Origin of the sequence: Brucella anthropi ATCC 49188 (assembly GCF_000017405.1) — a bacterium.
Lineage (GTDB): Bacteria > Pseudomonadota > Alphaproteobacteria > Rhizobiales > Rhizobiaceae > Brucella > Brucella anthropi.
This window is the reverse complement of record NC_009667.1, coordinates 2,443,813-2,466,604: the sequence shown is the minus strand read 5'-3', so window position 1 is coordinate 2,466,604 and position 22,792 is coordinate 2,443,813. Positions and strand designations below refer to the sequence as shown.

The following is a 22,792-nucleotide window of genomic DNA, read 5'->3' as shown; positions in this document are numbered from 1 at the left end:
TACAAGTGCGGTTTTCCGCCGAAAGACGGGACGCGCGCGCGAATTGCGCGGGGTATCAAGAATATGTTCGACATCGGTTGGTCTGAACTTCTGATTATTGCGATCGTGATGATCGTGGTGGTCGGTCCCAAGGATTTGCCGAAAATGCTGCGTGCATTCGGCAAGGCGACAGCGCGCATGCGTGCCACCGCCAATGAGTTCAAGCAGCAGTTCGACGAAGCCTTGAAAGAGGCTGAGCTTGACGACGTCAAGAACATCATCGACGAGACCCGCAAGCTAGACCCGCGCTCGAAGATCACGCAGGTATTCGATCCGATTCGAAGTGCGGGCGAGGATCTGCGCTCGGGCCTTCAGTCCACGTCTTCCATGTCTCCGGCGACACCTGAAAAAGTCGCTGAAGTGACGACGCCGGTTGATGCCGGTGGCGCACCGGTTCCGCCTGCTGTGGAAAAAGCCGCAGCGCCCAAGAAGGCGACCCGAAAGACTGCACCGAAGGCCGAAACCAAAGTGACCGAAGTCACTGTAGCCAAAACGAAGGCTGCGCCGAAGGCGGCTTCCGTTGCAAAGCCGGCTCCCCGAAAGCCCGCGGCGGCAAAAGCGGAAACGGCAAAGGCTGGAACGGTCAAGGCTGCTGCCGCCACAACTGCCAAGAAGACCACGAAGAAGACAGGAACCAAAGCGTGACACGCGACGAGGACGAAATCGAACAGAGCGCAGCGCCTCTGCTTGAGCACCTGATCGAGCTGCGCCGCCGCCTGATCTGGGCAATTCTGGCATTTTTCGTGGCATTTATTTTCTGTTTCGCTTTTGCCAAACAGCTCTTCAACCTGCTTGTCGTGCCTTATCAATGGGCGCTCGACTGGGCGGGCATGGATCGCTCGAAAGCGGAACTGATCTATACCGCGCCGCAGGAATTCTTCTTCACACAGGTGAAGGTGGCCATGTTCGGCGGCATCGTGCTGGCATTTCCGATCATTGCAGCACAGATTTACAAGTTTGTGGCGCCCGGCCTCTACAAGCATGAGCGCATGGCGTTTCTGCCGTTCCTGATTGCATCGCCGATCCTGTTTTTGACAGGCGGCGCGCTCGTCTACTTCTTCTTCACGCCGATGGTGATGTGGTTCTTCCTCGCAATGCAGCAGACTGGCGGCGCCGGTGAAGTGCAGATTTCTCTCCTGCCGAAGGTATCGGAATATCTGAGCCTTATCATGACGCTCATCTTTGCGTTCGGTCTGGTCTTCCAGCTGCCGGTGGTAACGAGCCTGATGGCCCGTGTCGGACTGGTGACGTCGGCTGGCCTGAAGGACAAGCGCAAATATGCAATTGTCATTGCTTTCGTCGTTGCAGCGGTCTTGACCCCGCCCGATCCGGCGAGCCAGATCGGCCTTGCCTTGCCAACAATCCTTCTCTACGAGATTTCAATCATCGTGGCTCGCATGATCGAGAAGAAGCGGGATGAGGCGCAGGAAGCTTCCGACGCTGAAAACAACGCTTCATCGTCCTGATTTGTCACGATAATACTGTGAGGTTGCAGGTTGTGCGGCCTCGCTTCTGTTCAATTTCACGAAACGGCTTTTCCCATGCTCGACATCAAATGGATTCGCGAAAACCCTGAAACCCTCGACAAGGCGCTTGCCAAGCGTGGGGCTCAGTCGCTGTCGTCCGAATTGATGGCGCTGGACGAAAAACGCCGCGAATATGTCGGCAAGGTTCAGGCTGCGCAGGAGCGCCGCAATGCCGCTTCGAAGGAAATCGGCAAGGCCATGGCTGCGAAGGACGCAGCAACGGCTGACAAGCTGAAGGCCGAAGTCGCCGAGTTGAAGGATTTTCTTGCGCAGGCTGAGGACGAAGAGCGTCGCCTGACCAAGGAACTGAACGACGCTCTGTCGACCATTCCCAATATTCCGCTCGAAGACGTGCCACTTGGCAAGGACGAAAGCGACAATGTCGAAGTTCGTCGCGTCGGCAACCAGCGAAACTTTGCCTTTCAGCCGAAAGAACATTTCGAGTTGGGCGAGGCGCTCGGTTACATGGATTTTGAACGCGCTGCAAAGCTCGCAGGTTCGCGCTTTACCGTGTTGAAGGGGTCGCTTGCACGCCTCGAACGTGCGCTTGGCCAGTTCATGCTCGACCTGCACACCATGGAACATGGCTATACCGAAACGATGCCGCCGCTGATGGTGCGCGATGAAGCTGTCTATGGCACCGGCCAGCTGCCGAAATTTTCGGAAGATCTGTTCCGCACGACGGATGGTCGCTGGCTGATTCCAACCGCCGAAGTTCCGCTGACCAATCTGGTTGCAGATGAAATCGTCGATACCAAGTCGCTCCCCCAGCGCTACACGGCGCTGACCCCATGCTTCCGTTCGGAAGCGGGTTCTGCCGGTCGCGACACACGCGGCATGCTGCGCCAGCACCAGTTCCTGAAAGTGGAAATGGTGTCGATCACCGATGCCGACAGCTCGATCGCAGAGCATGAGCGCATGACCGCTTGTGCGGAAGAGGTGCTGAAGCGCCTTGGCCTGCCGTTCCGTACCGTCGTGCTCTGCACCGGCGACATGGGCTTCGGCGCACAGAAGACCTACGATATTGAAGTATGGCTGCCCGGCCAGAACACTTATCGCGAAATCTCGAGCTGCTCGGTCTGCGGTGATTTCCAGGGGCGTCGCATGAATGCCCGCTATCGTCCGGAAGGCGAGAAATCGACCCGTTTCGTGCATACGTTGAACGGTTCGGGTGTCGCCGTCGGACGCGCGCTGATTGCCGTCATGGAAAATTATCAGGAAGAAGATGGCAGCATTCATATTCCTGAAGCATTGCAGCCATACATGGGCGGCCTCACGCGGATAGAGAAAACTGCGTGAATCACATTTATTGATAAATGAAGGAGTGACGACGTGCGAATTCTGCTGACGAACGATGATGGTATCCACGCTGAAGGCCTCGCAGTTCTGGAGCGGATCGCACGCAAGCTCTCCGACGATGTCTGGGTTGTCGCTCCGGAAACCGACCAGAGCGGCCTCGCGCATTCGCTGACGTTGTCGGAACCGCTTCGCCTTCGCCAGATCGATGATCGTCATTTCGCATTGCGCGGCACGCCGACCGATTGCGTCATCATGGGTGTGCGCCACGTTCTGCCGGGTGCGCCTGATCTCATTCTTTCGGGCGTGAACTCCGGCGCGAATATTGCCGACGATGTCACCTATTCGGGTACGGTTGCCGGCGCCATGGAGGGCACGTTGCTCGGTGTGCGGTCTATCGCGCTGTCGCAGGAATATGAATATGAAGGCGATCGCCGCATCGTGCCGTGGGAAACGGCGGAAACGCACGCGCCTGACCTTATAAAAAAGTTGATGGAGGCAGGATGGCCGGAAGGCGTCCTGTTGAATCTCAACTTCCCGAATTGCGGTGCGGATGAAGTTAAGGGAACGCGCGTCACAGCTCAAGGCAAGCTCAGCCATGATGCCCGCCTCGATGAACGTCGCGACGGGCGTGGCTTCCCGTATTTCTGGTTGCATTTTGGTCGGGGCAAGGCGCCGGTCGCCGACGACAGCGACATTGCAGCCATTCGTTCTGATTGCATTTCTGTAACCCCGTTGCACCTCGATCTGACCGCGCATAAGGTTCGGGCAGAATTGAGCGCAGCACTTGGGGTTGTAGAACTTGGGGGTTGAAGCATGAGGCAGGCAGCGTCTGAGCGCCCACGGCTTTCGGACAGAGAAGGATTCGCATCCTTCGTTATGCGAATGCGCGGATACGGGATTGACGATCCGCGCCTTTTTGCAGCCATCGAGTCCACACCACGCCAGAGCTTTCTCGCGTCGTCATGGTCTCATCTTTCCTACAGCTCCCGTACTGCGCCGCTTGACTGCGGCGAGTACATGGAGGGCATTGATGATCAGGCTCGCGCCATCGCCGCGCTCAAGCTGGAACCCGGCCATCGTGTGCTGGAGATCGGAACCGGCTCCGGTTTCACGGCTGCTGTTATGTCTTCGCTCGCCGGTCGTGTCACAACGGTCGAACGTTATCGCAAGCTCTGCGACCACGCCTTGCAGCAATTCGTGTCGCTTAAGCGCGAAAACATCATGGTCAAACATGCCGATGGTCGCCATGGAATGCCGGGTGGCCCCTTTGACCGCATCCTGATCTGGCTTGCCTTCGACGAAGTGCCGCGTCATTTCGTTGATCTTCTGGCAACGCATGGCGTGCTGATCGCTCCGATCGGTCCGGGAGATGGCCGACAGATCATGACACGTATCGCCAAGGTCGGCAGCCGATTCGAGCAGGAGGACCTGATGGTGGTCCGCTATCAGCCTTTCATCGAGGGCGTTTCGTCCGTTCTGTGAACGGAGCGCGTATCGATTCGTCAAAATGATGGCTATCAGGCTCTCTTTGGCAGCGCCAGGGAGGGCTTTCGGTCGCTTTGTGCGCTTATGGTATTTAATTGGTGAATCTTTTTTCGAAGATTTGCCGTTCTTAACCAGAGAGTAACATTAACGCGTTTTAATCACCTTACTGAGTTTCGAGTATGGGCGAGTTGAACATGCGTTTACAAGTTTTGCAGCACACGTCTGAACGTCTCCTGCGGAATGTCGCGATCGTTCTGATTGCCGGTTTTGGTGCCGGGTGCAGTGCCGATACGATGCGCTTCACTGATGGTATCAGTACGGGCTCTACGTCCAGTCAGCGTGTCGCACAGCAGCCGGCTGGCGATCTTTATGCATCTGCGGCTCCCGTGGCTCCCGCATCGAGCGGTTCCGTTCAGCGCAATTCATTGCCTCCGGTGTCTTCGGCGCCGATGGCAGCACCGGTCGCGGCGGCACGGCAGTCGGTTCAGGCTCCGGTCGCAGCGGCATCCAATAACATTCAGAATCAGGTCGGGCAGGCGCAGGACATGGCCGCAAACCGTGTGAACAACACGGTCAATGCAGCAGAAACCAAAGTCGCCAGCGCGGCAACGTCTACGCGCAACACCGTAAATGGTGCGCAGGAAAAGGTTCTCGGGCAGCTTCCGGCGAACCCAGCCATGCCCCGGCCAACGGATAATAATATCGCGGTTGTCCCGCAGGCACCTGCCGTCAACGGCAAGAAGCCTTCGGCGAACGATATGGCTTCGGCAGGTGCAAATGCTACGACGCCGCCGGCGCCGAACGGTACTTACACGGTTAAGAGCGGCGATTCGCTCTTCTCCATCGCGCAGAAGCACAATGTTCCTGTCGAACAGTTGAAGAAGGCAAACGGTCTGTCGAACGGCGCTATCCGCGTCGGCCAGGCGCTCGTCATTCCTTCTGCTGCAGCGGGCAATGCAACGCAGGTCGCAGCGGTTTCACAGCCTCCGGAAAACCCGGCCAAGGCTGCCGCACCAGCCGCCAACGCCGATGTGAAGCCTTACACGCCGCCGCAGGCGAGCAACAAGGTGATCGAAGATGCCGAAAAGGATCAGGCGGCAGCGCCTTCTTCCACCGGTATTTCACAGATGCGCTGGCCGGTACGCGGCCGTATTCTCGCAAGCTTCGGCCAGCGTGACGGTACATCGGTAAGCGACGGTATCGACATCATGGTTCCGGAAGGCACATCGGTGAAAGCTGCTGAGAACGGCGTCGTCATCTATGCCGGTGACGGTCTCAAGGAGTTCGGACAGACCGTTCTGATCCGCCACGACAATGGCCTCGTCACCGTTTACGGTCACAACAGCCAGATACTGGTTCAGCGCGGACAGAAGGTTCGCCGCGGTGAAGAAGTTGCAAAATCGGGCATGAGCGGCAACGCGAAATCCCCGAAGCTGCATTTCGAAGTGCGCAAAAATTCGGCCCCGGTCAATCCTTCCAAGTATCTGGAATCGTGATCAAAATCTAACAACGAAAGAAGGCGGGCCAGAAGCCCGCCTTTCTTTTTTGGTTGGTTCCGTCTTCTTTACATTGCAATCCCGAGGCGACCTGCCAGATCCTGGATATATTGCCAGGCAACGCGCCCCGAACGGTTTCCGCGCGTGGTGGACCATTCCAGCGCTTCGGTATGCATCTTGGCCGGATCGTAAGCCAGCTTAAAATAGGCCGCATAGCCATCGACCATCGCGAGATAATCGTCCTGGCTGCATTTGTGGAAGCCGAGCCAGAGGCCGAAACGGTCCGACAGCGATACCTTTTCCTCAATCGCTTCCGAAGGATTGATCGCCGTCGAGCGCTCGTTGTCGATCATGTCGCGCGGCATCAGATGGCGCCGGTTCGAGGTTGCATAAAAGATCACATTGCCGGGGCGACCTTCTACGCCGCCTTCAAGCGCGGCCTTGAGCGATTTATAGGACGTATCGTCATGATCGAAGGAAAGGTCGTCGCAAAACAGGATGAAGCGATAGTCCGTATCCTTGATGAGGTTCATCAATGTCGGAAGACTATCGATATCCTCGCGATGAATTTCGATCAGCTTGAGCGGAGCGCGATCCGCCATTTCAGCGTTCACACTTGCCTGTGCAGCCTTGACGAGCGAGGATTTGCCCATGCCGCGCGCACCCCAGAGCAGAACATTGTTTGCCGGAAATCCTTTTGCGAAGCGCCGGGTATTGTCCACGAGCTGATCACGTACCAAATCTACGCCACGGATCAGTGCGATATCCACTCGGTTGACGCGCTTGATCGGATCCAGGGTCAGTCGTTCGGGAGCCCAGACAAAGCAGTCTGCGGCATCAAGATCGGGTGTTTTGGCTTCCGGCGGCGCAATGCGTTCCAGAGCGGCGATCAAACGGTCCAGTTTCTGGCTGAGTATGTCTTCGGTCGTCATTTCATGCCCCTGATGATAGGGCTAACGGCTTAACATGTCACAGCGGAGGCGAAAAGTGTGCGACCTTGGCGCAGGCGGGATCATCGCCGGTTGCATTTGGCGCGCTAACCATTGTAATGCCGATAATAATTTGTCTTCGAGACTTCAGAGGAGTTCCTAATGTTCGTAACACCGGCTTTCGCTCAGGCATCCGGCGGCGCTGTTGGACCAGATATGCTCATGAGCATTCTGCCGTTCATCCTGATCTTCGTGATCATGTACTTCCTTATCATCCGCCCGCAGCGGACCCAGATGAAGAAGCGTCAGGAAATGCTGACCCAGGTTCGTCGTGGCGATACCGTCGTGACCGGCGGCGGCATTGTCGGCAAGGTTCAGAAGGTTGTTGACGACAACGAACTTGAAGTCGAAATCGCTGAAGGCGTGCGCATCCGCGTTATGCGCAGCACGCTGATGGATGTTCGCGTCAAGGGCGAGCCCGTCGCCGACAACAAGAACAAGTAATTCTTTTTACGACACGCAGGCCGCGGTAAGGTTTCCATAACCGGGGCCTGCGCATTATTCGGTGCGCGCTAATATACGATGCGCGTGCCACGACGCCGGAGAGCGGTTCGCAACAGGTGAACTCCGGCATGCTCTATCCAAGCTGATACGGAATTGCTGCTCTATGCTCTATTTTTCACGCTGGAAATCTGCCCTGATCTGGCTCGCGGTTCTCGTGAGTTTCATCATCGCATCCCCTAACTTTTTCTCGCGTGAAACGCTGGCAAAACTGCCAAACTTCCTGCCGAAGCAGCAGATCGCCCTTGGGCTCGATCTCTCCGGCGGCTCACGTCTGGTCCTGCAGGTGCAGAATCCCGGACGAGGGGAGCTCGAGCGCACCGCAAATATCATGCGGCAGCGTCTGGAGGAGCTTGGTTATGGCAAACCTCTCGTCGAAGAGGAAAACCGCAATCAGATTCGGGTTGAAGTTCCCGGTGTCTATGACGCGCAGCTTCTGAAAGACATTCTCAGCGTTCGCGGCAATTTCTCTTTCCGTGCCGTCGACAGCACCATGTCACCGGATGATGCCATTCGCGGTACGCCGCCCGCTGACAGTGAAATCATCTATTCCTATGACGATCCGCCTGTCGGCTATCTCGTCAAGAAGCAACCGATCCTGACTGGCGCCAATGTGACGGATGCCAAGGCGACGCTGTCGGATGACGATAGTGAGCCTGTCATCACGCTGACATTGGACGATGCAGGCCGCAAAAATCTTGCCGAAGCAACATCGCATCTGGTTGGTGGTAGCTTTGCTATCGTCGTCGACAATCAGATCGTTTCCGCGCCTGCCGTCGATGAGAAGCTCGATACGAATGAGCTGCAGATTTCAGGTGCTTTCGATCTTCAGGCGGCCAACAATATGGCCGTTGTGCTGCGTTCCGGCGCGCTGCCGCAAGATGTAACGGTTCTGGAAGAACGCACGATTGCGTCGGCTCTGGGCGAGGACTATGCCAGCGCGGCCGCACTGGCAGCATTGCTTGCGGCACTGCTCGTCGGCCTGTTCATGGTCTTGTCCTACGGTATCCTCGGTGTGATCGCCATGGTCGCACTGGCCGTCAACATCATCATTCTGACAGCCATACTCTCGCTGATCGGCGCTTCGATCAGTCTCGCCAGCATTGCCGGTCTGGTACTGACCATAGGTTTGGCTGTTGACGCCCACATCCTGATTTACGAACGTGTGCGCGAAGATCGCCGCAAGGGCTATTCCGTTGTCCAGGCGATGGAATCCGGATTCTATCGCGCACTCTCGACCATCATCGACGCAAACCTCACCACACTTATTGCAGCGCTCGTTCTGTTTCTGCTCGGGTCGGGGACGGTTCATGGCTTCGCGCTGACGGTCGCGGTCGGCATCGGCACCACGCTCTTCACGACGCTCACCTTCACCCGCTTGCTGATCGCGCAGTGGGTGCGCACAGCCAAACCGAAGGAAGTGCCGAAGCGTCGTCTGAAACTGGTTCCGACTGTAACGCACATTCCGTTCATGCGTCTGCAATTCGTGACGCTCGGCATCTCGGTGCTGGCCTGCGCTATCGTGGTCGCGCTGTTCGTCAATATCGGCTTCAACTACGGCATTGATTTCCGTGGCGGTTCGATGGTTGAACTGCAGGCCCGCAGCGGTGACGCCAATATTGAAGACATCACCGAACGTCTTACCGAACTCAATATCGACAGCGCCCGCGTTCTGCCGGCAAAGTCTCCGCGCTCTGCCCTTGTCATTATCGGCAGTCAGGAAGTCGGCGACGATGCCGAACAAACCGTCGCGGTGAAACTGCGCGGAGAGTTCGAGCCGGACTACTCATTCCAGCGCGTTGAAGTCGTCGGGCCGACCGTTTCGGAACAGCTTTCGCGCGCCGGAGTTCTGGCGGTCATTCTGTCGCTGATCGGTATCTTCATTTACGTATGGGTCCGGTTCCGCTGGCAGCTCGCGCTTGGTGCGGTGCTTTCAACCTTGCACGACGTCATCATTCTCGCGGGCATGTTCATTGTCTTCCGCATGGAGTTCAATCTTTGGAGCGTTGCAGCAATTCTGACGATCATCGGCTATTCGCTGAACGATACGGTGGTGATCTACGACCGCGTGCGTGAGAACCTGCGCGTCTATAAAAGCGCACCACTGCCTGCCATCATCGATGCCTCGATCAACCAGACGCTGTCGCGTACCTTGCTGACGTCCTTTGTGACCTTTCTAGCGCATATTCCACTCTATGCCTTCGGTGGCGCGGATATTCGCAGCTTTGCACTGGCACTGAGCGTCGGTATCATTGTTGCAAGCTATTCATCGATCTTCATCGCCGCTCCATTGTTGGTTCAGTTCGGCCTCAAGCCGCGTGGGCCGGATGAATCCAGCGATCAAATGGATGATGAACTGGCGCAATCGCTGAATTTGGAAAGCTGAAAATGGCCAAAGGGATAGAGATACGCGAGGCCCATTTTCCGGGCCGTGCTCCCATTGACGCCTATGGCGACGGTGGATTCCGCTTTGCCGAAATGTCGCATCGCGGTTCCATTCTTTGCCTGCCTTCGGGCATTCATGGCTGGGAACCTGCGACGCCGCCGACACTGGCCAAAGCCGATCTCAAGATGATCCTTGAGCAGGCATCCGATATTGAAATTCTGCTGGTAGGCACGGGCATGGATCTGCGCCGTATTCCAGAAGACGTGCGCGCTATCCTGCGCGAACACCGCATTTCTTCCGATCCGATGAGTACAGGTGCCGCCGTTCGCACCTATAATGTGCTTCTGGCCGAAGATCGTGCGGTCGCAGCGGCGTTGATTGCTGTAGACTGACATCATGAACGAGAATGAGGCACATTGCCTGGCATTGCTTCGCCAAGCTGACCGGGACCGCTATCTGTCAGTGCTTTATGCGCCGGAGGATCATCGTGGCGGTCTGGCTGCATTATACGCATTCAACGCCGAAGTCGCGCGTATCCGTGATTTGGTTCACGAACCGCTGCCGGGCGAAGTCCGGCTGCAATGGTGGCGCGATCTCATCAACGGCGAGGCGAGGGGTAGTGCGGAAGCACATCCCGTTGCCGCAGCGCTGATCAACACCATTGAAAAATATGAGCTGCCTCGAACTGCTTTCGACAATTATTGCGAAGCGCGCATCTTCGATCTTTATGACGATCCGATGCCCAGCCGCAATGATCTGGAAGGTTATTGCGGGGAAACCGCATCGGCGATCATCCAGTTAGCCGGCTTTATACTGAACAGAGATGCCGCGCAGGCACAGACGGAAATAACCGGCCATGCTGGCGTGGCACAGGCCGTAACCGGCTTGCTTCGCCTTATGCCTATTCACCGGCGGCGTGGGCAACTCTATGTGCCTGCCGATATGTTGCAGGCAGTAGGTGTGACCCGCGAGACTTTCATTGCTGGCGAAGACAAGGCTGCTGTCGAGCGAGTGATCAGCATCATGCTGGCTTTCGCGCGTGAACATCTGGCGATTTTCGAGAAGAACAAGTCACAGCTGCCGAAGAGTCTTGTTCCGGCGTTTCTGCCTTTGGCGCTTGTTCCGGCCTATCTGCGAGCAATCGAACGCCTGGGCGCACAGGCTGCGGAAAAGGTGGCGGACATTTCAGCCATCCGGAAGCAATGGCTCATGTTCAGAGCCAACTTCTGAGTAGCCAGAACCGATGGGCTTCAGTTCAATCGAACCGAAGCCCATCGCAATATCACTCAGCCGGTTCTAGCCCCGAGCCCAGCCCCAACAAGCCCAGCCATTGACGGCAGTCAGCCAGAGCACGTGCGGAAAGCGCGCGTTTCTTGGCAACAGTCTTTTCCTTGCCGCGCAGACGCTTGCCTTCCGGCTTCGGAACATCGACGGGCGGGAAAAGCCCGAAATTCACATTCATCGGCTGGAACGAACGCTTGCCCGGTTCGTCGTCGGCAACGATGTGCCCACCCGTTATATGACCGAGCAGGGCACCGAACGCGGTTGTTCCGGGAGGTGGCGTCAACGTCTGCCCCAGCTTTTCTGCTGCAGTGAAACGACCTGCCAGCAATCCAATGGCTGACGATTCGACATAGCCTTCACAACCCGTCACCTGACCGGCAAAGCGCAGTGTTTCGCGTGATTTCAGGCGAAGCGTACCGTCGAGCAGCACGGGAGAATTCAGATAGGTGTTGCGGTGAAGGCCGCCGAGGCGGGCGAATTCCGCATTTTCGAGACCCGGAATCATCTTGAAGATGCCGGTCTGCGAGCCGTATTTCAGCTTCGTCTGGAAACCGACCATGTTGTAGAGCGTGCCGAGCGCATTGTCCTGACGGAGCTGCACGACGGCATAAGCCTTCACAGTCGGATTATGGGCGTTGGTAAGGCCCATCGGCTTCATCGGCCCATGACGCAAGGTTTCCGGCCCGCGTTCGGCCATCACCTCGATCGGCAGGCAACCGTCGAAATAGGGCGTGCCTTCCCATTCCTTGAAGTCGGTCTTGTCGCCTTCGACCAATGCGGCCACAAAAGCTTCATACTGCTCCTTGTCCATGGGGCAGTTGATATAGTCTTTTCCGGTGCCGCCGGGGCCAACCTTGTCATAGCGCGACTGGAACCAGCAGACATCCATATTGATCGAATCAAAATGGATAATCGGAGCAATGGCATCAAAGAAGGCCAAAGCATCCGCTCCTGTTTGCGCCTGAATGGCCTCAGCCAGTGAAGGCGCGGTCAGGGGCCCGGTGGCAACAATGGTCGTTCCCCATTCCTCAGGCGGCAGGCCGGTGACTTCTTCCCGAACGATTGTAATCAGCGGATGGGCTTCAAGCTTGGCAGTGACGGCCTGCGAAAAGCCTTCGCGGTCGACGGCCAGCGCACCACCTGCGGGAACTTGATGTGCATCGGCGCACGCCATGATGAGCGATCCCGCAAGGCGCATTTCGGCATGAAGAACGCCGACGGCATTGGTTTCGGCATCATCCGAGCGGAAAGAGTTGGAACAGACAAGCTCGGCCAGTTGCTCGGTCTTGTGGGCGTCGGTGCCGCGTACGGGGCGCATTTCGTGCAGTATGACGGGCACGCCCGCCTGCGCGAGCTGCCATGCAGCTTCAGAACCGGCAAGACCGCCGCCGACGACGTGAACGGGAGAAAGATCGGATGTGTTTGACATGGGCCATTCCCTTATCGCCTTTGCTGAACGCCTTCAATGGAGAAGGCTCGCTAAGGATGGGAATCGAGCCGCAAAAAGAAATGGCATCCGTCGCGGGAGGAGGAGCGACGGATGCCATTATGGTAAGACCGGCATTGGGAGGAGGAGAACCGGTCTTGTTATCGCAAAACCTGGGAGGAGGATGGTTCTGCGATGAACCAAGTCTGGTGGGAGGAGGATCCAGACTTGGAGAACCCCCTATCGGGAGAAACTGTGAGGCTCGTTAATTAACGGGCCTTGGTCTGGCGAGCCACGAACGGAATGTCCGCGCGGGAGATGCCAAGATCGTTCAGCTCACGGGTGGAGAGCTGGCTGAGTTCATTGACGGTGTCGCGGTAACGGCGCCAGTTGTTGTAAGAGCGGAGGAGGTTCATCGTGCTATTCCTTCATCGTTGAGGAACTGGATTTCTGTTCAATTCATCTCGTTTGTTGCCCATGATATAAGCTATTGTTTTCGCAGGTTGCAGACCCGAGTTTGCATAGCTGCTCTGCGGGTTCTGCACGACACGTTAAATCGATTAGACTGGTATGGCACAAAATTGCCGCAAAGCGATTTGATCCACTCTTTGCCGGCAGCGCAGTTTCCTATATGTTCTCAAACGCTTACGGTTGCGACAGCAACAACTGACAGAATGACCAGGAGCTAATTTGTCATTTTCCATTTCTGTTGAACGCCTGATCGAGAGATGGCAGCGGGACGGTCTGATCGATGCGGAAACAGCATCGAAACTGAATGCCGACCTTGAAAAGCGCGCTTCGGTCTTCAGCCTTGGTTCCGTTCTGGCCACGCTTGGCGGGCTGCTTCTTGGCGCAGCCGTTATCATGCTGGTTGCCGCGAACTGGCAGGAAATGCCGCGCCTCATGCGCATCGGCCTCATATTCGTTCTTATTTGGGTGAGTTATCTCGGTGGAGCCTGGCGGCAGTCTCGTGGTGACAAGCTGTTTCCGGCTACGCTCTATATTGTGGGTGCTGCATCGTTCGGGGCAGGGCTGGCGCTTGTGGGGCAAATGTATCATTTGTCCGGCGACATCCATTCCGCCGCAATCTATTGGTCCGTAGGCGTTCTGGTTTCGGCTTTTCTTCTGCGCGCGCCGGTACTGGCGGCTTTCGGCGCCGGTGTCGCCTGCTTTTATCTTTCGACCTACGTTTTTGATATGTCGTCCTATGATGACGTGACCTATCGCTGGATCGGACCGCTGCTTTTGCTGTTCGGCGCTGCAGCGGCCTTGTTCACGCGCTCGCGACATGCAGCCCATCTGTGGGCAATGTTCTCCATTGGCTGGGCTTTGCTCGTCTATGCGGAGCATGAGAGCAATACGGTGCTGGTGCTTATGCTGGTCGTGGGAATCGGTCTGATACTGGCTGACGGTTTTGCCCATGATACGGTGCAGAGACTGACCCGCTTCGCTCATCCGCTCGCGGCATACGGGCTGGCTCTCGCGCTGTTGGCGCTTGTCACGCTTCAGATCAACCAGATGTTCTCCTATTCCAGCGTTACCGCAAATCTGGATAGGGACATATTATATAGCATCTTCATACTGGCGCTCGCGATCGGGGCGATTGCTGTTGCCGGTCGAAATAATGGCGGCCTGCGTTCCATCGCCTATGCCGCATTTTCGATCCAGGTTCTCTATCTGGCTTTCGAGACGGTTGGCACCATGATCGGAACATCCGGCTTCTTCCTGACTGCGGGCATTCTCGTGCTGCTGCTGGCTGCTTTTGTGCGACGCATGGAGAACCGGTTCGGAAGGAAAAGCAGCGTGGAGGCCCGCCTATGACTATTCGGCTCAAATGGCTCTATGTCGGGGCAACCGTCACTGCATTGCTGCAAACCGGCATTCTTTATGCAGGCATAGAAAAGCGCGCCTCTGTCCTGCGTTCGGGTGCGGAAGTGACGCTGCAGACGGAGCCTTTCGACCCGCGCGATCTGATGCGTGGCGACTATGTCGTTCTGGGGTACGAGATTTCCAGTCTGTCCCGAAAGGATATTCAGGGCGAGCGTCCTGCCGGTTCGCGAACCGTCTATGTGGCCGTGAAGCCCGATACAAACGGGATAGCGCGGTTTTCACGCGCGTCATTCGTTCCGCTTTCAGACCTTACCTCCGGTGAGGAGCAGATTCGGGGCGAGGCTGCTTATTCCATATCCGATGATGCGGAATCGAATATTCGTCTCAATTTTGGCATTGAACGGTATTATGTACCCGAGGGGCAGGGACGTGCGATTGAAGACAGCCAGCGCGAGCGGCGGATTACTGCCGTTGTGGCGGTCGATCCGAACGGAACGCCGGTCATCAAAGCCCTGCAGGAAGACGGCCGGCAGCTTTATCAGGAGCCTCTTTATTGATCCTGTCATCACGCCCTGTTTCAAAAGGGTTGGCTGATGCGACAGGATCGCTATATAGAGACGGAAAGGGTAGGAAGAGCTCAGCCTGATCGAACCTTGTAAATCTATGCAAGGAAGGCGGCTTTTTTCCTTTGAACCGGGAAAATTGGATGATATAGAGACGCGCGCTTTCGAGGGGCGGTTCAATATCTGAGACGAATAATGGCGCGTTCTGAGGAATGTGCTTCGGTTCAGAAGCGGATGTGGCGAAATTGGTAGACGCACCAGATTTAGGTTCTGGCGGGAGACCGTGGGGGTTCGAGTCCCTCCATCCGCACCACAATTTACCATTGCTAAAATCACTAAATTATTGATAATAAAAGAAAAATCGCCATTGCGAAAATAGGCGGTTTACATTTTTGCCCCGAACTGTGATACATATTGTGCTACAAACTGGGTTTTTTAGCTCGTTTTTTCGGTGCGATATGGTGGGTTGATGGGGCGAAATTCATCCAAAAAAGATGCCGACAGGTTCCTGTTTCTGAGGTCCGGAAAATACTATTACCGCCGTCGCGTGCCGGACAATCTCGCCCTTCGCGATGAGCGCGCGCCAACGATTCGTGTCAGCCTGAAAACAGATGATCTCGCCCTCGCCCGCGCCAAGCGGGATTTGATGGAAGAGGCGGACAATATCCTTTGGGCCTCCATGGTGCTCGATGAGCCGCGTGATCCGGCTCGCTCTCGATATGAAGCGTCGATGAAGCGCGTCGAGGCTCTCGGACTGACTTACCGATCTGCGCAAACGATGAGCGCACAATCATCACTTGATGAAATCGTCACCCGCCTGGAACGCGTTGCCAGTGAGCGGTTGCCGCAAGAGCTGGCGCAAGGCGTTGCCGGTGGTATTCCCGTTCCTGATGTGACTGTCAGCAAGGCATTCGAGATCTATTGCGATGAGATCGTGCCGGATGAGTTGGTGAACAAGAGTGCTGTTCAAAAGGCACAATGGAAAAAGGTGAAGCTGCGGGCCGTGAACAATTTTATCGCTCTCGTCGAGGGCGATAAGGCGATGACCGACATCACGCGTGATGACGCTATGAAGTTATATCGTCACTGGTTGTCCAGGATCGCTCCCAAAGAGGGGAAATCCACTCACTCGGCTTCGTCTGGCAATCGCGACATCGGCAATATGCGAGTGCTTTACGACGCTTATTTCACCTATATCGGCGAGGAAGGCAGGGCTAATCCGTTCGCACGTCTCAACTTCTCTACACGGAAAAAGCGCTCCCGCCCGCCGTTCCCTCGTGAGTGGCTTACCGGAACGATTATGAAGCCTGGAAATCTGGCGACTTTGAATGATGAAGCGCGGGGGATTGTGCTGGCACTGATCGAAACAGGGGCGCGACCAAGTGAGCTGGCAAACCTGACCGCGTCGTCGATTCGGCTTTCGCATAAGGTGCCGCATATTGCTATCGAACCGCGCGACGATCCCGACGACCCGCGTGAGATCAAAACAACTTCATCCGAGCGTCTTGTACCGTTGGTCGGCGTAGCACTGGCTGTGTTCCGCAAGCACAAGCAAGGATTCCCGCGCTACCGAAATCGAGAGAATGATCTGTCCGCTACGCTAAACAAATATTTTAAGGAAAATAGCCTCTTCCCGACGCCTCAGCATAAGATCTACTCGTTCCGTCATTCTTTTGAGGATCGAATGAAAGAGGCGAACCTGGATGATGAACTGCGGCGATTGTTGATGGGGCACACAATCGAGCGTCCCCGGTATGGCATGGGCGGGTCGCTGGAATGGCGGCAAAGCGAGCTTAAGAAAATTGTCCTGCCGTTTAGTCCGACTATCGTTTAAATGACGCCCAGCTCTTCCAGTAGGCACATGACGAACGGTGTTACTGTTGCTGGATCCGTGATTTCCATCACAAAGTCACCTTCATCGCCCTCGGCTGTTTCTTCAATAGGGCAGCGGCGCAGCGCATAATCGATGGCGTTGCGAATGTCGACATCACTTGGCTTGTTCATAACAGTGCCCCTCCATTTTTCTGACGGCGTTCCCGGCACACTGCAACCATTGCCAACTTCCTGTTACCAATCTCCACCCGCTTTGGGTCGCCGGTCGCGATTAGGAGCTTCGCAGTATATTCGAGTGGCCCGAATCGGTCGGTTTCGAGGGCTCCGAGCTTTATTGCTAGCGCGCGCTTGGATTTCGCTATGTCAAAGTGAACCCACGATGCGTTCCGATGTTTGCCGAACGAAAGTGTTGGATGGCCTTGTATCCATTTCCGTTTCACGCCGATCATGTCTGCCATCGTGAGCAACTCTTCATCCGTGTCAGCCCACATATGGCACATGAGCATGTTGCCGAACGCTGCGGCCATATCATCGACAAAGACGCTCACGGCTGCACCTCAATCTGATCGATATTGCGATTGATGGCGTGGTAGGTATAAGCGATTATCCAGGGGTTCGCGTCCCATGAACCCTTTCCGTTAATATGCTCCCAGAGCATCCGGAAGCTATCGCGCGCAGAAGTGCAATGTTGCGCCGGAACTTCCCGACCATCTTGAATCGTGGTCATGAATGTGGAAATCCCGTAGGGAAACCAGCCGCCGTGCAGCGGTTCAACACCTTCCGCGATTGCGTCAGCTTCGCTGATATCTTGTAAGCGTTGGACCCGAACGTCGGTAACGTTCAAGGTCAGGCGCGAAGCCCAGCGCGGCATGTGGATGGACGGCTTTTTAATCCAGACGGCATAGGGATCAGGGGCGGCAAATGCTCCGGAACCGGGACGTAAGCCGTTAGGTCCATAGTGCTTGTTGGCACAATTGGGCGGGTTGCCGTCTGCGGCGTAATGGATCGGATCCGAACGGCGATAGGCGAGCGGTGCGGGCGGTACTTCGTCGCCGCCCGGCGTTGTTCCATAACTGTAACGTGTCGCAATCCACCAAGCCTCGCGAACCCAGAGGCGGTCGCCAATGGCATTAGTTCTTGGCCAGCGATAAGGTTGATCATTCTCATCGTGGGCGGTGACGATTCCGTCTTCGACAAACGCTGGCGGCTCATCGCACCATGCGTCCAGCAGGCGTCGTGTCTGCGTTTTGCGCTCGTCAAGATTGGCGCGAACCATCGGTGCGCTGAAAAGGATAGGGCGATTCATTATTGTACCCCTCCCTGCGTTTCCGGGAATGTCGTCGTCAGCCATTCTGGCAAATCGCGCTGTGGGTCTTTCGGAAGGCTCATTGGCATCATCACGCCTACGAAATCGGGATAGTCATGCATCCGGAGGATTATAGGTCCGTGCCCGGTTGTGCTGTTGGTTGTTTGCAGCGCGTAGAAATGGGTGCCGTTCTGGCGGTTCTCGGTAACCGTGTTGTGTATGCGCTCAAACAGCCCGATCACTCCGGGATTAATGCCGATGATGTCTTCTTTGCGCGCGGGCAATTCCATTGCTTTGGTCAGCGGCGCACGCCAGCTTACGCTACGGCCCGGTTCTGCCTTGTAGTCAGTGCCGACTTCGAGCGAGCCGACAGCTCCGGTTCTTTGGTATAGGCAAGGATAGAATTCATCGTCCTCAGCCATCCAGTCCGGATGGCGCATTTTTGTGCCAACAAACATGCCTGCCGAGTGCATCACGACATCGCCAGCTTGCGACCACTCTGGAAGTCTGGGCGAATATTGCTGCCCGCAATAACTCATCGGGATTGCGGCATGAGACTTGCAGTGTTCAAAAGCGGCCTCTGGAACAAGTGCGCTCATTGTCGTTGTGCAGTATCCGCTTGGATCACGAATAACGGCCATTGCAGTGCGCGATATGGCGACGATGATACATCCGCCCAGATCGCACGGCTCAATGATGAGGTCGCACCCGAAATAGCTTTCATCGTTTTGCTGGCTCGCCAGTATCGGCTGTATCATCCAGAGAATCTCTGCGCGAAAGTGTGCATACAGGTGTTTGCTGTCGTCGGTCATGGCTGGACTTCCGGCGCGATATACTCGGCGTTTCGTGTGCTGGTGAAACACCATGGCTCAAAGTGGAGGTTATGCTTGATCTGCCACGCATCGCAGGCAGCTTTCAGCATTACGATGAGGTCTTTTTCTTCTTCTCCAGACACGTCGAAAATATTGTCGTCGCTGTCTGGGTTGCGCATATCGTAAGCTCGTTCCTCCGCTTCCTCTATTGCGCAACTCGCGCCGATGTAGTCTCGAAGGCGAACCTCGCCCTTGACAGCCTCGATAACGTGAATGCCGACATCATCGCCGAAACTATCATGAGCCTCATCGATAGCGTCTTCACGCGTATCGCACGGCCCTACGGCATAATATTCGTCATTAGATCCTGCGTACCATTTCCAATTTTTCTCTGTCATGACTGCAATCCTATTAAGGTGAAACTTGCGTTCGGGCCTGTAAGCGGTTGATTGCTTTGGCTACTACGTCCTCAGCGTCTCGCAATTTCTCCAGCTCGGATTCCAGGCGCTTCCATAGCGGGACCATAAGGACGGCTTCGCCCTTCGGTGCCCCAGCCATGATCCGCGCGAGGATGTCGAGCGCATTTTCTACGCGCTCGGCAGTCATTGGAGGTTTTTTGCGAGATCGGGCCATTACTCGGTCTCGACTGGTTGGCCGTTCTGGAGGATGTAAAACGTATCCGGCTTAATATCGTTCTGACCGGCGACGCCTGCCCATACCGCGATGATTTCCATCTGGTCGTTACGTTCGACGAGGAACAGCGCACAGCCTTCCTTGCCGCGTACCTTGCCCTGATAACCCGTTGCGGTGGCAGCGCTCTGGTATCCTGTTGCGGTGGCAGCGCTCCAGTCTCCCGACGCGGTGGCAGCGCTCTGGTATCCTGTTGCGGTGGCAGCGCTCCGCCATCCCGTTGCGGTGGCAGCGCTCTGGATCCCTGTTGCGGTGGCAGCGCTCCAGTCTCCCGATGCGGTGGCAGCGCTCCGGTTCCCCGATGCGGTGGCAGCGCTCCAGTCTCCCGATGCGGTGGCAGCGCTCCGCCATCCCGTTGCGGTGGCAGCGCTCTGGATCCCTGTTGCGGTGGCAGCGCTCCAGTCTCCCGATGCGGTGGCAGCGCTCCGCCATCCCGTTGCGGTGGCAGCGCTCTGGTATCCTGTTGCGGTGGCAGCGCTCCAGTCTCCCGATGCGGTGGCAGCGCTCCAGTCTCCCGACGCGGTGGCAGCGCTCTGGTATCCTGTTGCGGTGGCAGCGCTCCGGTTCCCCGATGCGGTGGCAGCGCTCTGGTATCCTGTTGCGGTGGCAGCGCTCCGGTTCCCCGATGCGGTGGCAGCGCTCCAATGTCCCGATACGGTCGCAATCGCTCGGTCGCCCCGAACCTCAATCAGTTCCCTTTCGCCGGTTGCATGTTGGCCATCGATCCGCTTGGCACGGTCGACGATGTAGCGCACGGCTGCGGCAATCAGTTCCGGGATCTTCAATTCGGCTTTGATGGTGATTTCGGCGGCTGCAATTTTGGTGTCTTTACCTTCCTTGCTGGTATCGCCGGAAAGCTCTACCTCTCCATAACGACTGCTCGCTGGAGGATAATATCCGAACACATCAAGAGGGTATTCGCAGGCATGGAAACCGCTTTCGCAAGCGACGACGCTGCCTTGGTGTTGGAAGCTCTTGTTTAATTCAAACTGGAAGCCACGGCAGCGCAGCTCGGCGTCAAAGCCTTTGTATGCGACAATCTTAGTCATGCGGATCCAAGCCCCTCTCGCGGGTGATTTTGAACTGATGAATCAATCGGTTTGCCGCTAATCGCGGCATTGCCTCGCGCCTCTCCGGCACGGTTACTGTGGTGATGAGTGATGCGACCGCTGCCAGTAGGCCTTCGGTCAAGCCATCCAGGGCGTCCTCGGCAGACACGCCGGACGTGCGGATCTCGCGCCATTGGTTAAAGATCGTATCGAGAACGGCATCGCGGGTTTCGTCCGCTATTGCCTGCCGCTCTCCCTGATCTGACCAACGGGCCATAAAATTCGGTCAATCAGCCGAAAATTCGCGATGCCAGAATGGCTGCGCAGGCGACGCATGCGATCAGGGTGGACAGCACGATCATGAAATTCAGATCGTTGTCCTCACTCTGGTACGCCGTCGGCAGGTGAAAGCCGCCTGTCTCGGTTTTGAACTCGTGATTATCCTGCATGGTTACGCATCCTTACCGGTGACAATGGGCATCGGGTTCTCGCTCGGCTCGAAAAATCGGCACGACAACGCGCGATGCGGGATGGCTCGCTTTGCTTTGTTGAGGATGGGCTTGAGGCAGTAGGCGTCTTTCGGCTCGCCCGGAAACAGCTTGTGCTTTTTGCCATTCCGTTTGGGGGGGCAAACTTTTCGACATAATTGCCGTGTTCGTCCTTGACTGATTTCGTTTTTCCCCAGTGCCTGCACTGGCGGCAGGTTGTCCCTTCCGGTCCTGTCCCGGCGATATGCGCCTGACCAAGATATGTATTCCGAATGGGGCAATCGAAATCCGCTGCCGTCATGTGCGGGCTGATACTGAAATGCGCTGCCATGCCACCCTCCACGATCTGGAAGGACCGGACTGCTACTTAGATGTAGCGTTCGATCCTGCGGATTGAGCGACGGCGGGCGAGGGCGGTGGCGCGTGCGCCATAACGCTCGACAACATCCTTGCTAAATCCGTAGCTTTCCAATGTTTCTGGGGTGACGTTTTGGCCGGAAAAGGCCATTTCCAACATCGTGTCGGCAAGCTTGCCGATAATGCTCTGCGCGCAGAGTGGTGCTGGCTTGGCAATTGGTGCGGTTTGGTACTGGATCATATTTCCATCCTTTCAATGTCTGGGTTCTTTCAGACTGGATGGCCAAAATAAAGCACTGCTTTCAACAAAATGCAAGTGATACTTTAAATTTATGAAAGTGAGAATCGATTCGACAAGGCGGAAAAAAGAATCGATAGTGAGAACAAAATTAGAACAGGGTGGTTTGTGGAATGTCTTGTGTGCAGGAGCCAACCGTAGGATCTACGTCGGTTATTGAGATTGAGTGTGCAGATTGCGGGCGAATCCGGTGGCGTAAGCCTCACGATCTGTATCGTGCTGGCATCGGTCCAAAAACGACAATTCGTCAGTTGGGGTTAAAGCTGTTTTGTGCTGGTTGTCGGGATGAGGGGTTGCCGGGCCGCAACATCAGTCTGAACCCGACTTACATAAGTTCAAACGCTCGAATTTATGCTGAGGCTTACGCTATCAATAGCCGAGAAGCTCGCGCGTAGGTATTACACGCCACATATTCTTAATGGCGTAGGGGTCGAAGACCAGTTCTTTTGCAGGGTTGTACTGCTTGCAGATAAGCTCGGTTTTTGAGCGCTTCACTAGCCTTTTGATGTATGCCTTGCCGACGGATTCGCCTTGCTCTGGAAACATTTCGATGACTACATCGTCTCCAGAAACGGCGTCACGTCCGCCGCAATACAGCAGTTCTCCGGGTTCATAACGGGGAACCATGCTATCGCTAAGAACATGAAGTGCAAATACTTTTCTAAGATGCGCTATACCTGCCGGGCGACGTGCATATCCAGAGACTTCTCCATTAAGAGTGAAGTCTCCGTCGTCGCCACCGACTGCGACGCCAAGGATCTCGACATCAAGTGGGCCGGTGTCAATGTGACCTGCATCCGAGATTATTTCAGCATCGGATACCGGTTGCGTCTCGGATAAGAATTTCACATTGCCTTTGCTCAGGGCGATGGGGTCAATCTCAAGATAGCTCGCCACGGCCTGCAAGTTTTCCATCGACATAACATTTGCGCCGCGTTCCCAGTTGCCCACGGCACCTGTGCTCACGCCCGCAGCCTGTGCGATGTCGCGCATTACAAGGCCGCGCTGCTTTCTAGCAGTACGCAATGCCGTTCCGATTTTCAGAGCGATTTGTGTCTCATCCATATTGGGATGTGACTCAATGTGGATAATTTCGTCCATTTAAGAATTCCTTGCATTGAAATGAAAGCTGTGC

At 56.0% G+C, this 22,792-nt stretch carries 26 protein-coding genes and 1 tRNA gene; 14 read left to right on the top strand and 13 right to left on the bottom strand.

Annotation, left to right across the window (positions count from 1 at the left end; translation table 11 throughout):
• Window positions 1-63: 63 nt before the first annotated feature.
• The 6 genes from tatB (at window position 64) to dipM (ending at window position 5,845) form a co-directional block, all read left to right on the top strand.
• A complete protein-coding gene (gene tatB, locus OANT_RS12185; protein ID WP_012092213.1) occupies window positions 64-684 on the top strand; it encodes a Sec-independent protein translocase protein TatB in 621 nt (206 codons plus the stop codon).
• A complete protein-coding gene (tatC, locus tag OANT_RS12180; RefSeq protein WP_012092212.1) occupies window positions 681-1,505 on the top strand; it encodes a twin-arginine translocase subunit TatC in 825 nt (274 codons plus the stop codon). Before tatB ends, tatC begins: the two co-directional genes overlap by 4 nt.
• 75 nt (window positions 1,506-1,580) lie before the next feature.
• Window positions 1,581-2,864: a serine--tRNA ligase gene (serS, locus tag OANT_RS12175; RefSeq protein WP_040130146.1), complete on the top strand. Its 1,284-nt coding sequence runs from the start codon at window positions 1,581-1,583 to the stop codon at window positions 2,862-2,864.
• A 33-nt stretch (window positions 2,865-2,897) separates the two neighbouring features.
• Window positions 2,898-3,674 carry a 5'/3'-nucleotidase SurE gene (gene surE / locus OANT_RS12170; RefSeq protein ID WP_012092210.1) on the top strand — a complete coding sequence of 259 codons (777 nt, stop codon included), beginning with the start codon at window positions 2,898-2,900 and terminating at the stop codon, window positions 3,672-3,674.
• A 3-nt stretch (window positions 3,675-3,677) separates the two neighbouring features.
• Window positions 3,678-4,346, top strand: a complete 669-nt coding sequence (locus OANT_RS12165) for a protein-L-isoaspartate(D-aspartate) O-methyltransferase (protein ID WP_012092209.1) — start codon at window positions 3,678-3,680, stop codon at window positions 4,344-4,346.
• Window positions 4,347-4,528: 182 nt separating this feature from the next.
• Window positions 4,529-5,845, top strand: a complete 1,317-nt coding sequence (gene dipM, locus OANT_RS12160; protein WP_012092208.1) for a cell division endopeptidase DipM — start codon at window positions 4,529-4,531, stop codon at window positions 5,843-5,845.
• 68 nt (window positions 5,846-5,913) lie between these two features.
• Here the strand turns inward: dipM and OANT_RS12155 are convergent, their stop codons facing one another.
• Complete coding sequence (locus tag OANT_RS12155) at window positions 5,914-6,777, bottom strand: ATP-binding protein (protein WP_012092207.1); 864 nt, start codon at window positions 6,775-6,777, stop codon at window positions 5,914-5,916.
• A gap of 159 nt (window positions 6,778-6,936) precedes the next feature.
• Here OANT_RS12155 and yajC point away from each other — a divergent pair, with 159 nt between their 5' ends.
• The 4 genes from yajC to OANT_RS12135 all read left to right on the top strand — a co-directional run bounded on the left by yajC (window position 6,937) and on the right by OANT_RS12135 (window position 10,951).
• Window positions 6,937-7,278: a preprotein translocase subunit YajC gene (yajC, locus tag OANT_RS12150; RefSeq protein ID WP_010661250.1), complete on the top strand. Its 342-nt coding sequence runs from the start codon at window positions 6,937-6,939 to the stop codon at window positions 7,276-7,278.
• 163 nt (window positions 7,279-7,441) lie between these two features.
• The gene (gene secDF / locus OANT_RS12145; RefSeq protein WP_012092206.1) at window positions 7,442-9,721 is read left to right on the top strand and encodes a protein translocase subunit SecDF; all 2,280 of its coding nucleotides are present in this window, start codon (window positions 7,442-7,444) and stop codon (window positions 9,719-9,721) included.
• Between the two features lie 2 nt (window positions 9,722-9,723).
• A complete protein-coding gene (locus tag OANT_RS12140; protein ID WP_012092205.1) occupies window positions 9,724-10,113 on the top strand; it encodes an Mth938-like domain-containing protein in 390 nt (129 codons plus the stop codon).
• Between the two features lie 4 nt (window positions 10,114-10,117).
• A complete protein-coding gene (locus OANT_RS12135; RefSeq protein WP_012092204.1) occupies window positions 10,118-10,951 on the top strand; it encodes a phytoene/squalene synthase family protein in 834 nt (277 codons plus the stop codon).
• 52 nt (window positions 10,952-11,003) lie between these two features.
• On the opposite strand, the gene trmFO is transcribed toward OANT_RS12135, so the two are convergent.
• Entirely contained in the window at window positions 11,004-12,434 is a 1,431-nt protein-coding gene (gene trmFO, locus OANT_RS12130) for a methylenetetrahydrofolate--tRNA-(uracil(54)-C(5))-methyltransferase (FADH(2)-oxidizing) TrmFO (protein ID WP_012092203.1), read from the bottom strand.
• A 266-nt stretch (window positions 12,435-12,700) separates the two neighbouring features.
• On the bottom strand, window positions 12,701-12,847 hold the full coding sequence (locus tag OANT_RS25670; protein ID WP_006466676.1) for a DUF1127 domain-containing protein: 147 nt from the start codon (window positions 12,845-12,847) through the stop codon (window positions 12,701-12,703).
• Between the two features lie 274 nt (window positions 12,848-13,121).
• Between OANT_RS25670 and OANT_RS12125 the strand changes: the two genes are divergently transcribed.
• From OANT_RS12125 to OANT_RS12110, 4 genes are all read left to right on the top strand, one after another.
• Window positions 13,122-14,252, top strand: coding sequence for a DUF2157 domain-containing protein (locus OANT_RS12125; protein WP_012092202.1), 1,131 nt, complete (start codon window positions 13,122-13,124; stop codon window positions 14,250-14,252).
• On the top strand, window positions 14,249-14,818 hold the full coding sequence (locus OANT_RS12120; RefSeq protein WP_012092201.1) for a GDYXXLXY domain-containing protein: 570 nt from the start codon (window positions 14,249-14,251) through the stop codon (window positions 14,816-14,818). Before OANT_RS12125 ends, OANT_RS12120 begins: the two co-directional genes overlap by 4 nt.
• A 236-nt stretch (window positions 14,819-15,054) precedes the next feature.
• A tRNA-Leu gene (locus OANT_RS12115) sits at window positions 15,055-15,137 on the top strand.
• Window positions 15,138-15,293: 156 nt separating this feature from the next.
• Complete coding sequence (locus OANT_RS12110; protein WP_012092200.1) at window positions 15,294-16,658, top strand: DUF6538 domain-containing protein; 1,365 nt, start codon at window positions 15,294-15,296, stop codon at window positions 16,656-16,658.
• Here the strand turns inward: OANT_RS12110 and OANT_RS26745 are convergent.
• The 10 genes from OANT_RS26745 to OANT_RS12065 form a co-directional block, all read right to left on the bottom strand.
• On the bottom strand, window positions 16,655-16,828 hold the full coding sequence (locus tag OANT_RS26745; protein ID WP_158304331.1) for a hypothetical protein: 174 nt from the start codon (window positions 16,826-16,828) through the stop codon (window positions 16,655-16,657). The two genes, OANT_RS12110 and OANT_RS26745, sit on opposite strands and share 4 nt — an antisense overlap.
• Complete coding sequence (locus tag OANT_RS12105; RefSeq protein WP_012092199.1) at window positions 16,825-17,205, bottom strand: DUF4031 domain-containing protein; 381 nt, start codon at window positions 17,203-17,205, stop codon at window positions 16,825-16,827. The genes OANT_RS26745 and OANT_RS12105 overlap by 4 nt, the downstream gene beginning before the upstream one ends.
• Complete coding sequence (locus OANT_RS12100) at window positions 17,202-17,963, bottom strand: hypothetical protein (protein WP_012092198.1); 762 nt, start codon at window positions 17,961-17,963, stop codon at window positions 17,202-17,204. Before OANT_RS12100 ends, OANT_RS12105 begins: the two co-directional genes overlap by 4 nt.
• The gene (locus OANT_RS12095) at window positions 17,963-18,775 is read right to left on the bottom strand and encodes a hypothetical protein (RefSeq protein ID WP_012092197.1); all 813 of its coding nucleotides are present in this window, start codon (window positions 18,773-18,775) and stop codon (window positions 17,963-17,965) included. The genes OANT_RS12100 and OANT_RS12095 overlap by 1 nt, the downstream gene beginning before the upstream one ends.
• Window positions 18,772-19,173: a hypothetical protein gene (locus tag OANT_RS12090; protein ID WP_012092196.1), complete on the bottom strand. Its 402-nt coding sequence runs from the start codon at window positions 19,171-19,173 to the stop codon at window positions 18,772-18,774. The genes OANT_RS12095 and OANT_RS12090 overlap by 4 nt, the downstream gene beginning before the upstream one ends.
• Window positions 19,174-19,407: 234 nt before the next feature.
• Complete coding sequence (locus tag OANT_RS12080) at window positions 19,408-20,514, bottom strand: DUF7666 domain-containing protein (protein ID WP_012092195.1); 1,107 nt, start codon at window positions 20,512-20,514, stop codon at window positions 19,408-19,410.
• Window positions 20,507-20,791 carry a hypothetical protein gene (locus tag OANT_RS12075; RefSeq protein ID WP_012092194.1) on the bottom strand — a complete coding sequence of 95 codons (285 nt, stop codon included), beginning with the start codon at window positions 20,789-20,791 and terminating at the stop codon, window positions 20,507-20,509. Before OANT_RS12075 ends, OANT_RS12080 begins: the two co-directional genes overlap by 8 nt.
• 13 nt (window positions 20,792-20,804) lie before the next feature.
• The gene (locus tag OANT_RS26740; protein WP_158304330.1) at window positions 20,805-20,963 is read right to left on the bottom strand and encodes a hypothetical protein; all 159 of its coding nucleotides are present in this window, start codon (window positions 20,961-20,963) and stop codon (window positions 20,805-20,807) included.
• Window positions 20,964-21,369: 406 nt separating this feature from the next.
• A complete protein-coding gene (locus OANT_RS12070; RefSeq protein ID WP_041545166.1) occupies window positions 21,370-21,600 on the bottom strand; it encodes a hypothetical protein in 231 nt (76 codons plus the stop codon).
• Between the two features lie 426 nt (window positions 21,601-22,026).
• Window positions 22,027-22,758, bottom strand: a complete 732-nt coding sequence (locus tag OANT_RS12065) for an XRE family transcriptional regulator (protein ID WP_012092192.1) — start codon at window positions 22,756-22,758, stop codon at window positions 22,027-22,029.
• Between the last annotated feature and the right edge of the window lie 34 nt (window positions 22,759-22,792).

Excerpts from the sequence above, each read along its gene's own strand:
- OANT_RS12075 (WP_012092194.1), bottom strand. The coding sequence starts at position 20,791 with ATGGCCCGTTGGTCAGATCAGGGAGAGCGGCAGGCAATAGCGGACGAA.
- OANT_RS12110 (WP_012092200.1), top strand. The coding sequence starts at position 15,294 with ATGGGGCGAAATTCATCCAAAAAAGATGCCGACAGGTTCCTGTTTCTG.
- OANT_RS12095 (WP_012092197.1), bottom strand. The coding sequence starts at position 18,775 with ATGACCGACGACAGCAAACACCTGTATGCACACTTTCGCGCAGAGATT.
- OANT_RS26740 (WP_158304330.1), bottom strand. The coding sequence starts at position 20,963 with ATGCAGGATAATCACGAGTTCAAAACCGAGACAGGCGGCTTTCACCTG.
- OANT_RS12140 (WP_012092205.1), top strand. The coding sequence starts at position 9,724 with ATGGCCAAAGGGATAGAGATACGCGAGGCCCATTTTCCGGGCCGTGCT.
- OANT_RS12155 (WP_012092207.1), bottom strand. The coding sequence starts at position 6,777 with ATGACGACCGAAGACATACTCAGCCAGAAACTGGACCGTTTGATCGCC.
- OANT_RS12080 (WP_012092195.1), bottom strand. The coding sequence starts at position 20,514 with ATGACTAAGATTGTCGCATACAAAGGCTTTGACGCCGAGCTGCGCTGC.
- yajC (WP_010661250.1), top strand. The coding sequence starts at position 6,937 with ATGTTCGTAACACCGGCTTTCGCTCAGGCATCCGGCGGCGCTGTTGGA.
- OANT_RS26745 (WP_158304331.1), bottom strand. The coding sequence starts at position 16,828 with ATGAACAAGCCAAGTGATGTCGACATTCGCAACGCCATCGATTATGCG.
- OANT_RS12070 (WP_041545166.1), bottom strand. The coding sequence starts at position 21,600 with ATGATCCAGTACCAAACCGCACCAATTGCCAAGCCAGCACCACTCTGC.
- OANT_RS12120 (WP_012092201.1), top strand. The coding sequence starts at position 14,249 with ATGACTATTCGGCTCAAATGGCTCTATGTCGGGGCAACCGTCACTGCA.
- secDF (WP_012092206.1), top strand. The coding sequence starts at position 7,442 with ATGCTCTATTTTTCACGCTGGAAATCTGCCCTGATCTGGCTCGCGGTT.
- OANT_RS12065 (WP_012092192.1), bottom strand. The coding sequence starts at position 22,758 with ATGGACGAAATTATCCACATTGAGTCACATCCCAATATGGATGAGACA.
- tatB (WP_012092213.1), top strand. The coding sequence starts at position 64 with ATGTTCGACATCGGTTGGTCTGAACTTCTGATTATTGCGATCGTGATG.
- serS (WP_040130146.1), top strand. The coding sequence starts at position 1,581 with ATGCTCGACATCAAATGGATTCGCGAAAACCCTGAAACCCTCGACAAG.
- OANT_RS25670 (WP_006466676.1), bottom strand. The coding sequence starts at position 12,847 with ATGAACCTCCTCCGCTCTTACAACAACTGGCGCCGTTACCGCGACACC.
- trmFO (WP_012092203.1), bottom strand. The coding sequence starts at position 12,434 with ATGTCAAACACATCCGATCTTTCTCCCGTTCACGTCGTCGGCGGCGGT.
- dipM (WP_012092208.1), top strand. The coding sequence starts at position 4,529 with ATGGGCGAGTTGAACATGCGTTTACAAGTTTTGCAGCACACGTCTGAA.
- OANT_RS12165 (WP_012092209.1), top strand. The coding sequence starts at position 3,678 with ATGAGGCAGGCAGCGTCTGAGCGCCCACGGCTTTCGGACAGAGAAGGA.
- OANT_RS12135 (WP_012092204.1), top strand. The coding sequence starts at position 10,118 with ATGAACGAGAATGAGGCACATTGCCTGGCATTGCTTCGCCAAGCTGAC.
- OANT_RS12090 (WP_012092196.1), bottom strand. The coding sequence starts at position 19,173 with ATGACAGAGAAAAATTGGAAATGGTACGCAGGATCTAATGACGAATAT.
- OANT_RS12100 (WP_012092198.1), bottom strand. The coding sequence starts at position 17,963 with ATGAATCGCCCTATCCTTTTCAGCGCACCGATGGTTCGCGCCAATCTT.